Genomic DNA, 8915 nt, shown 5'->3' with positions numbered 1-8915 from the left:
GGATGTGCCTGGAACGGCGACTTCCCGGGCGGATGTGTCTGGAGCGGCGACTTCCCGGGCGGATGTGTCTGGAGCGGCGACTTCCCGGGCGGATGTGTCTGGAGCGGCCATTCCCCGGCCGGATGCGCCAGCTACGGCGGCTCCCCGGGCGGGTGCGCCCGGAACGGCAGCACCCCGAACGGCCGAGCCGCCGGCGGCGACGCCACTTCGCCCCACCGACACCCCCCGCCCCACCGACACCCCCCGCGTCACCGCCGTACCCCGAACGCCCGCCCCGGACCACGCAGTTCACCTCCTCGCGCGGGCCACCGAGGCCGCCGTCTACACCGGGGACCTGAGACGCTGTCGGGAGGCGGCTGCCGTCGCCTCCCGGCTCGGGATCGTGCCGCACGGGACGCTCGGGGGACTGGCCGCCGCGTTCGAGGGGCGGTACGAGGACGCACGGGACCTGCTGAAAGCCGCCGCCGGGCGGTGCGGTCCCGGCGGCGACCCCACCCTCCTCGTCCACGCCGGCATCGCCGCCCTGATGCTCGGCGACCACACCCGCGCCACCACCGCCACCGTGCGGGCGGCGGCCTCGGCCCGGGCGCGCGGTGCGATGGTGATCGTGCCGCAGGCGATGGAGTTCCGGGCGTACGCCGAGTTCTGGACCGGTCACCCGCGAGCCGCCGAGACGGCCGCGGCGGACGCCCTCTGGCAGGCCCACGCCACCGGCCAGGACAACGGTGCCTGCCATCTCCAGGCGGCCCTCGCCATGTTCGCGGCGCTCACCGGAGACGAGGACGTCTGCCGGGAACGCGCCGCCGCCGCCCGCTCGTACGCGCTCGGCCACGGCCTGGGACTGCCCGCCGCGCTCGCCCAATGGGCGCTCGCCTACCTCGACTTGAGCACCGGACGCTTCGCCGCCGCGGCGGCCCGGTTGCGCGCGCTCGCCGGGTTCGGTCCGGGCCACGGCCACCGGGCGATACGGCACCTCGCCACCCCGCACTACGTCGAGGCCGCCGCCCGCAGCGGTGACACGCGCATCGCCCGCGCCGCGCACGCCGACTACGACCGCTGGGCACGTGCCGTACGCAGCCCCGACGACCTCGCCCTGAGCGCCCGCTGCCGGGCCCTGCTCGCCCCCGGCACCGAGTCCGTCGACCACTACCGCACCGCCCTCGACCTGCATGCGCGCGGCACCCGCGACTTCGAACGGGCCCGCACGGAGCTGCTGTTCGGCGGCGCCCTGCGCCGACTGCGCCGACGCACCGAGGCCCGCGACCACCTGCACACCTCACTGGAGGCCTTCGAGTCCTTCGGCGCCCCGCACTGCGCGACCCAGGCCCGAGCCGAACTCCGCGCCCTCGGCACACCGGTGGCCGCGACCACCCTCCCCACACCGGCCGCTCGCCTGACCGCCCAACAACTCATGGTCGCCCGCATGGCAGCCGACGGCGCCACCAACCGCGAGATCGCCGTCCGCCTAGCCCTCAGCCCCCGCACCATCGACCACCATCTGCGCGGCGTCTTCAGCCGGTTGGGCATCCGCTCCCGGATCGAACTGGTGCGGTTGCTGGCAGAAGGAGAGGCATCCTGAAGCCCCGGGTACCTCCCTTACCCTGCGGGAATGCGGGAGTTGACGTTGCGCGTCCGGGTGGCGGCCTATGTACTGCGCCGACGCGCGGGACGGTCGGCAGAACTGCTCGTCTTCGACCACGACGCGGATCTCCCACCCGGCACACACGTCCCGGCGGGAGGCGTGGCGCCGGAGGAGCCACTGGAAGAGGCGGTGCTGCGTGAAGTCGCGGAGGAATCCGGGCTGACCTGCGTACGCGTACTGCGCCCGATCGCCGAGGAGCACACCCCGCACCCGATCCGCCGCTTCCCACGCCACACCACGTTCTTCGCACTGGAGGTGGACGCCGACGCGGTGGTCCCGGACGCATGGGACCACCATGTGACGGGCGCGGGCCGTGACAACGGCATGACCTTCCACTGCCGTTTCGAGCCGCTGCCCCTGGCTTTCCCTTTGGCGGACGGTCAGGACGCCTGGCTGGACCGGCTGGAGGCCTGAACGCCGTCCGGTTACGGTGCCTCCCGCCCCCCGAACCCCTCCGCATCCCAAGTCCCATCCAGCCGCGCCGCCAGCCAACTCGGTGCCGCAGCGCGGAAGTCGGCAGGGGTGAGAGCGCCGGCCCCCTCCGGCAGCGCGCCCAGCAGCGGTGCCCCCGCCACCTCCGGCAGGTCGGCCACATTGCAACGCGACGCGAGATCAGGGCTGTTGGGCCAGCTGCCGATCACCACGCCCAGCAAGTCGAGCCGCTGGGAACGGAGTTCACGGGCTGTCAGTTCTGTTGTGTTCAGGGTGCCCAGGCCCGCCGACGCCACGACCAGGACCGGTGCGCACAGGAGCCGTGCCGCGTCCGCCAGTGTGCCGCCCTGCTCGTCGAACCGTACGAGCAGTCCGCCCGCGCCCTCGACCAGGACGAGGTCGTGTTCGGTGGCCAACTTCTGGGCCGCTTCCGCCACTTCGTGCGGGCGGACCGGAGGCATGCCGGCCCGGCGGGCCGCGGTCGCCGGGGCCAACGGCTCGGGGTAGCGGGCGAGTTCGGCCGTCGTCACGGTGCCCGCGAGCCGCGCGACCTCGTCGGCGTCGCCGCGCTCGTCCGGCCGTAGACCCGTCTGGGCGGGCTTCAGAACGGCCACCGTGCGGCCGGCCGCGAGGGCCGCCGCGGCTACGGCGGCCGTGGTGATCGTCTTGCCGACCTCCGTGCCCGTGCCCGTGATCACCAGTACCGGCATGTCATCCCTCCCGCGCCGCCGCGCACACCGCGCGGGCGATCCGCGCCAGGTCGGCGTCGCCCGTGACGTACGGCGGCATCGTGTAGACGAGGTCGCGGAACGGCCGTAGCCACACGCCCTCGCGTACGGCCGCGTCCGTGGCGGCCCTCATGTCGACGTCGTGGTCGAGCTGGACCACGCCGATGGCGCCGAGGACGCGGACGTCCCGGACGCCGGGGATCTCCGAAGCCGGGGCCAGGCCCTCCCGCAGGGCCGCCTCGATGCGTTTGACCTCCGTCAACCAGTCCTGGTTCAGGAGGAGTTCGATCGACGCGCAGGCCACGGCCGCCGCCAGCGGGTTGCCCATGAAGGTCGGGCCGTGGGCCAGGACCGGTACCTCGCCCTGCGAGATGCCCTCGGCCACGCGGGACGTGCACAGGCTCGCCGCCATCGTCATGTAGCCGCCGGTCAGCGCCTTGCCCACGCACATCACGTCCGGGGTCACCGCGGCGTGCTCCGCCGCGAACAGCGCGCCCGTACGGCCGAAACCCGTCGCGATCTCGTCGAACACCAGCAGCACGTCGTGCGCGTCGCACGCCTCGCGCAGCACCCGCAGATACGCGGGGGAGTGGAACCGCATCCCGCCCGCGCCCTGCACCACCGGTTCCACGATCACCGCGGCCAGTTCGTGCGCGTGCCGCCCGATCGCGGCGCGCAGTTCGTCGGCGTACGACTCCTCGTACTCGGCCGGAGGCGCGTCCACGAACACCTGCCGGGGCAGCACCCCCGACCACAGCTCGTGCATCCCGCCCTCGGGGTCGCACACCGACATCGGCTGCCAGGTGTCGCCGTGGTAGCCGCCGCGCCAGGTCAGCAGACGCTGTTTCGCGGGGCGGCCGAGCGAGCGCCAGTACTGGAGGCACATCTTCACCGCGACCTCGACCGACACCGAGCCCGAGTCGGCGAGGAAGACATGCTCCAGGCCCTCGGGAGACATGTCGACAAGGAGCTTCGCCAGGCGTACGGCGGGCTCGTGCGTGAGCCCGCCGAACATCACGTGGCTCATCCGGCCGAGCTGCTCGCGCGCGGCTTCGTTGAGCACGGGGTGGTTGTAGCCGTGGATCGCCGACCACCAGGACGACATGCCGTCGACCAACTCGCCCCCGCCGTCCGCCAGTCGTAGCCGGACCCCGCTCGCCGACTCCACGACGAGCGGTTCGACCCGGCCGGGCATCGGACCGTAGGGATGCCAGACGTGCCGCCGGTCCAGTTCGAGCAGTTCGGCGACGGGCATGCCGGGCAGGGAGGTCGGGTCAGGCATTGGGCGCGAGATCCGTTCCGGCACCTCGGCGGCGTACGGAGACCAGGTCCCGGCGGACCTCGTCGACCTGCGGTGCGGGCGTGGCAGCGGGAGCCGAGCCGCAGACGCCGGCGCCCTCGTGCGAGTCGCAGCCTCCGCAGGCTTCCTCATGGGAGCCGCAGCCGCCCGCCGAGGCGCGGTGCTGCGGCAGCGTCACCTCGCCCGCGCCCTCCACCTCGAAGCCCGCGTCCGCGATCATCTCCAGGTCGGCGTGGCCGGCCTGGCCCTCGGACGTCAGGTAGTCGCCGAGGAAGATCGAGTTGGCGAGGTTCAGGGCGAGGGGCTGCATCGTGCGCAGGTGGACCTCACGGCCGCCCGCGATCCGCACCTCGACGTCCGGGCAGACGAACCGCACCATCGCGAGGATGCGCAGACACCGCTGCGGGGTGAGGTGCCACTCCTGGGCGAGCGGGGTGCCCTCCATCGGGATCAGGAAGTTCACCGGCACCGAGTCCGGGTCCAGGTCGCGGAGGGAGAAGACGACGTCGACCAGGTCCTCGTCGGTCTCGCCCATGCCGGCGATCAGGCCGGAGCAGGCGGACAGACCCGCCGCGTGCGCCTTCTGCACGGTGTCGACGCGGTCGGCGTACGTGTGGGTGGTCGTGATGTCGCCGTACGTCGACTCGGACGTGTTGAGGTTGTGGTTGTAGGCGTCCGCGCCCGCCTCGCGCAGCCGGTCGGCCTGGCCGTCGGAGAGCAGGCCGAGGCAGGCGCACACCTCGACGCCCTCGTTCTGGTCCTTGATCGCCTTGATGGTGCCGGCGACCCGGTCCACGTCCCGGTCGGTCGGGCCCCGGCCGGAGGCCACCAGACAGACCCGCTTGGCGCCACCCGCCACACCGGCCGCCGCGGCCTTCGAGGCATCGTCGGGTTTCAGCCACGTGTACTTCAGGATGTCGGCCTTGGAGCCGAGCCGCTGCGAGCAGTACGAGCAGTCCTCGGGGCACAGGCCGGACTTCAGGTTGACGAGGTAGTTGAGCTTCACCCGTCGGCCGAACCAGTGCCGGCGCACCTTTCCGGCCGCGGCCACGACGTCCAGCAGGTCGTCGTCGGAGGTGGCGAGGACGGCGAGTGCCTCGGCGCGGGTCGGCAGCTCGCGCCGAAGCCCCTTGTCCACGAGCGTGTTCAGCAGGTCCATGAGTCCCGATCCTGTCCTACGGGACCGCCCTCGGCCAAGGAGAGATTGGACAAGACATGGGGTCGACGGTGTGGGTATCACCACACCATGGGCGGCTGGTCGTCCGATTAGTGTCTGTGCACTGCCTACAAAAGCCCCCGGAGGAACCATGGCGTTCGGCTGGATCGACGACCAGGCGGAGCTGCGCCGCCGCGCCGGGCTCGTACGGACCCTGCGCCCGCGTCCCGCCGACTCGCCGCTCCTCGATCTCGCGAGCAACGACTACCTGGGACTCGCCCACCATCCCGAGGTCGTCGAGGGGGCCGCGGCGGCGGCGCGGACCTGGGGCGGCGGGTCCACCGGGTCGCGGCTCGTCACCGGTACGACCGAGCTGCACGCCCAACTGGAGCGCGAGCTGGCCGAGTTCACCGGGTTCGAGGCGGCCCTCGTCTTCTCCTCCGGCTACGCGGCCAACCTCGCCGCGGTCACCACGCTCGCCCCGCACGGCTCGCTGATCGTCTCCGACGCGGGCAACCACGCCTCGCTCATCGACGGCTGCCGACTGGCCCGGGGCGCCACCCAGGTCGTAGGACACGCCGATCCGGACGGGGTGCGGAAGGCGCTGCGGACGCACGACGGGCCGGCCGTGGTCGTGTCCGACTCGGTGTTCTCCGTGGACGGGGACGCGGCTCCGGTGGGGGCGCTCGCCGAGGCGGGCCGGGAGTTCGGGGCGGGGCTGCTGCTCGACGACGCGCACGGGCTCGGGGTGCTGGGCGAGGGCGGGCGCGGGCTGCCGTACGCGGCGGGGCTCGCGGGGGCCGAGGACGTGGTCGTGACGGTCACGCTGTCCAAGTCGCTGGGCAGTCAGGGCGGTGCCGTGCTCGGGCCGGCCCGGGTGATCGACCACTTGGTCAACGCGGCGCGGACCTTCATCTTCGACACGGGACTGGCCCCGGCGGCGGCCGGTGCCGCGCTGGCGGCGCTCACCCTGCTGCGGCGCGAGCCCGAGCGGGCTGCCCGGGCCCGTGCCGTGGCGAGTGAGCTGCACACACGGTTCACCGCCGCGGGTCTGGAAGCGGTACGTCCGGACGCCGCGGTGGTGTCGGTGCGGGCACCGTCCCCGGAGGCGGCCGTGCAGTGGGCGGCCGACTGCCGTACGGCAGGGCTGGCCGTGGGCTGCTTCCGTCCTCCTTCCGTGCCCGACGGCATCTCACGGCTCAGGCTGACCGCCCGAGCGGACCTCTCCGGGGCCGAGATCGAACGCGCTGTACGTGTGATCGGCGAGACGCGACCATGAGTCGGCGTGACACGGTCGTGCGTCGCTGACGGGGGAAACCGATCAGTGGAAGGCGCCGAGGAATCCCGTCCAGCTCTCGGGGGAGAAGAGCAGAGCGGGTCCCTGCGGGTCCTTGGAGTCGCGTACGGCGAGCAGCCCCGCACGGGGGCCCGAATGCGGACGGGCCGCCTCGACGCAGTTGTTCGCTCCCGTGCTGTAGCTGCTGCGCAGCCACCGCACGCCGGACAGATCGGTACTGGAAGGTACGTTCCGAGGCAGTGCAGACATGGTGCCTCCTTACGCGCCGTCACCTATCCCGGCGATGTAGTCCAACGAGTCCTCGGGTGAAAGGGCGTGGAACTGAAGGGTGTTGAAGGCCTCGCTGTAGGCCTCTAGGTCTTCTTTCCGTTCGAGGTAGAGGCTACTCGTCAAGTGGTCGAGAACAACCACGTCCAGATCAGAAGTGCTCGGAAAGGAGAAGATAACGAAAGGACCGGTGATGCCGATGTGTGCTCCTGCGGCGAACGGCAAGACCTGAAGCCGGACTTGGGGCAGCTGGGCCGCCTCGGTGAGCCGCTCCAGCTGCCGTGCCATCACACCAGGACCGCCGACCTCCCGGCGCAGCACCGCCTCGTCGAGGACCACGCTCAGTTCGAGTGGGGGATCCGCGCGCAGGATGTCCTGCCGGGCCAGCCGCACCTGCACCAGCGCGTCGAGCCGCTCCGGCCCGTCGTTGTCCAGGCCTCCCACGGCGGCCCGGGTCACCGCGCGGGCGTACTCGGGTGTCTGCAGCAGCCCCGGGACCACCGAGGTCTCCAAGGTGCGGATCGTACTGGCCTGTGACTCCAGGCTGATGAAGTCCCGGTAGGCGGGCGGCAGTACACCGCGATACGCGTGCCACCAGTGGTGCCGGCCGCCCCCGTCGTCGGAACCCGCCAACACGAGCAGCATGTCCCGGAGTTGAGCGTCGCCGACCTCGTAGGCGTCCAGGAGTAACCGGACGTCGGGCGCTTTCACGCCACTCGCGCCGGTCTCGATGCGGCTGACCTTCGACTGGTGCCAGCCGACCAGCCGGGCCGCCTCACCGCTGGTGAGCCCCGCGTCCGCACGCAACGCGCGGAGTTCGGCGCCCAGTTTCCGGCGGCGCACCGCGGGACCGTACTGCATGGGTTTCTCCTTACTCCTTCCGAGCCGCCCAAATAGAGTCTGGGTTCGCAGAGTTCACCGCTTTGAGCGACAGATATATGCATATCTTGGTGGATCGGCACCGTTGGCGACGCGGTAATGGCAGTCTGGCGAAGAAGCACCAGTCCGGGACCGTACTCGAACCATCCGCTCCGTGTCGGACACCGGTCCCGCGGGAAAGGGACGACCGCGCCATGGCAGACCATCTGGAAGCATCCGTCACTCTGCCGAGCGATCCCGCCTCGGTCTCCACCGCCCGCTCCTACGTGGTCGGGACCCTCGTGGAATGGGGACTGCCGGCGGACACGGAGGTCGCCGACACCATCCGCCTCATCGTCTCCGAACTCGCCACCAACGCCGTACAGCACACCTTCGGACAGTCACCCACCTTCACGGTGGACATCGAGCTGGAGCGTGACGAACAGCTGCGCATCGGAGTCACCGACAGCCATCCCCGCTTCCCCAAACGCCTGCCGGCCGCCGTCCAGCAGGACAACGGCCGAGGGATGGTCATCATCCGCTGGCTGACCGCGGAGTGCGGCGGCAAACTCAGGGTCCGGCCCACCCTTGAGGGCGGCAAGACGGTCTCCATCGAGGTGCCCTGGACGGTCCCGGCCCGCCCGGTGACCGCCGCGGGCCAGCAGGAGCCGTAGACGACCATGCCGAACGTCTCTGAACACCCGAGGGGGTGGCGGTCCGTCAGGAGACCGCCACCCCCTCGGGAGTTTTCAACCAGGTCAGCTCACCCGGCCGTACCAGACGCTCTTGGTCCAGATCTTCTGCAACCGCACCACGTCCCCGGTCTTCGGGGCGTGCCAGATCTTTCCCCCGCCGGCGTAGATGCCGACGTGGTAGACGCTGGAGCCCGAGTGGAAGAAGACGAGGTCCCCGGCCTTGCGGCTGCCGGCCGAGATGTGGTGGGTCTTGTTGTACTGCTGGGCCGCCGTACGGGGCAGCTTCTTGCCTGCCTTCTTGTACGAGTACAGCGTGAGCCCGGAGCAGTCGAAGCGGCCCGGTCCGGTGGCCCCGTACCTGTACGGGGCGCCCTTCTTGGACGCCGCGACCTGGAGTGCCTTCGTCGCGGGAGTCGCGGCCGCGGCGTCGGATGCGACGCCCGGGATCACGACGGAAGCGCCTACGGCGGCGATGGCGAAGGCCGAAGCCGTACCGGCCCGGACCATCAGCGACGGGACACGATTGAGCGCAGTCATGCG

10 protein-coding genes are annotated in these 8915 nt (G+C 71.6%); 4 read left to right on the top strand and 6 right to left on the bottom strand.

All coding sequences use genetic code 11. The annotated features are described in order from the left end of the window. A partial coding sequence (locus tag SSP08S_RS56120; protein WP_439654580.1) for a LuxR C-terminal-related transcriptional regulator occupies positions 1–1579 on the top strand: 1579 nt, incomplete at its 5' end. Between the two features lie 30 nt (positions 1580–1609). Next, on the top strand, positions 1610–2056 hold the full coding sequence (locus SSP08S_RS27995) for an NUDIX domain-containing protein (protein WP_019070955.1): 447 nt from the start codon (positions 1610–1612) through the stop codon (positions 2054–2056). Between the two features lie 11 nt (positions 2057–2067). On the opposite strand, the gene bioD is transcribed toward SSP08S_RS27995, so the two are convergent. Genes bioD through bioB form a run of 3 tightly spaced genes read right to left on the bottom strand, consistent with a single transcriptional unit; the run spans position 2068 to position 5261 of the window. Next, on the bottom strand, positions 2068–2784 hold the full coding sequence (gene bioD / locus SSP08S_RS27990) for a dethiobiotin synthase (protein WP_019070954.1): 717 nt from the start codon (positions 2782–2784) through the stop codon (positions 2068–2070). A gap of 1 nt (position 2785) precedes the next feature. Beyond that, complete coding sequence (locus SSP08S_RS27985) at positions 2786–4084, bottom strand: adenosylmethionine--8-amino-7-oxononanoate transaminase (RefSeq protein WP_019070953.1); 1299 nt, start codon at positions 4082–4084, stop codon at positions 2786–2788. Continuing rightward, positions 4077–5261, bottom strand: coding sequence for a biotin synthase BioB (gene bioB, locus SSP08S_RS27980; RefSeq protein WP_019070952.1), 1185 nt, complete (start codon positions 5259–5261; stop codon positions 4077–4079). Before bioB ends, SSP08S_RS27985 begins: the two co-directional genes overlap by 8 nt. A gap of 148 nt (positions 5262–5409) precedes the next feature. Here bioB and SSP08S_RS27975 point away from each other — a divergent pair, with 148 nt between their 5' ends. Continuing rightward, entirely contained in the window at positions 5410–6537 is a 1128-nt protein-coding gene (locus SSP08S_RS27975; protein ID WP_019070951.1) for an 8-amino-7-oxononanoate synthase, read from the top strand. A 42-nt stretch (positions 6538–6579) separates the two neighbouring features. On the opposite strand, the gene SSP08S_RS27970 is transcribed toward SSP08S_RS27975, so the two are convergent. Both SSP08S_RS27970 and SSP08S_RS27965 read right to left on the bottom strand, forming a co-directional pair. After that, the gene (locus tag SSP08S_RS27970; protein WP_019070950.1) at positions 6580–6804 is read right to left on the bottom strand and encodes a DUF397 domain-containing protein; all 225 of its coding nucleotides are present in this window, start codon (positions 6802–6804) and stop codon (positions 6580–6582) included. 9 nt (positions 6805–6813) lie between these two features. Next, complete coding sequence (locus SSP08S_RS27965) at positions 6814–7683, bottom strand: helix-turn-helix domain-containing protein (protein WP_019070949.1); 870 nt, start codon at positions 7681–7683, stop codon at positions 6814–6816. Positions 7684–7895: 212 nt separating this feature from the next. Between SSP08S_RS27965 and SSP08S_RS27960 the strand changes: the two genes are divergently transcribed. Then, positions 7896–8354 (top strand): ATP-binding protein, encoded by a 459-nt coding sequence (locus SSP08S_RS27960; RefSeq protein WP_019070948.1) that lies wholly within the window; start codon positions 7896–7898, stop codon positions 8352–8354. 84 nt (positions 8355–8438) lie between these two features. Here SSP08S_RS27960 and SSP08S_RS27955 read toward each other — a convergent pair whose 3' ends face one another. After that, on the bottom strand, positions 8439–8912 hold the full coding sequence (locus SSP08S_RS27955; protein WP_019070947.1) for a C40 family peptidase: 474 nt from the start codon (positions 8910–8912) through the stop codon (positions 8439–8441). Positions 8913–8915 lie beyond the last annotated feature (3 nt).

Source organism: Streptomyces hokutonensis, assembly GCF_000376565.1.
In the GTDB taxonomy this organism is placed as follows: Bacteria; Actinomycetota; Actinomycetes; order Streptomycetales; family Streptomycetaceae; genus Streptomyces; species Streptomyces hokutonensis.
The sequence above is the reverse complement of the archived record's forward strand: the minus strand, read 5'-3'. Positions and strand labels throughout refer to the sequence as shown.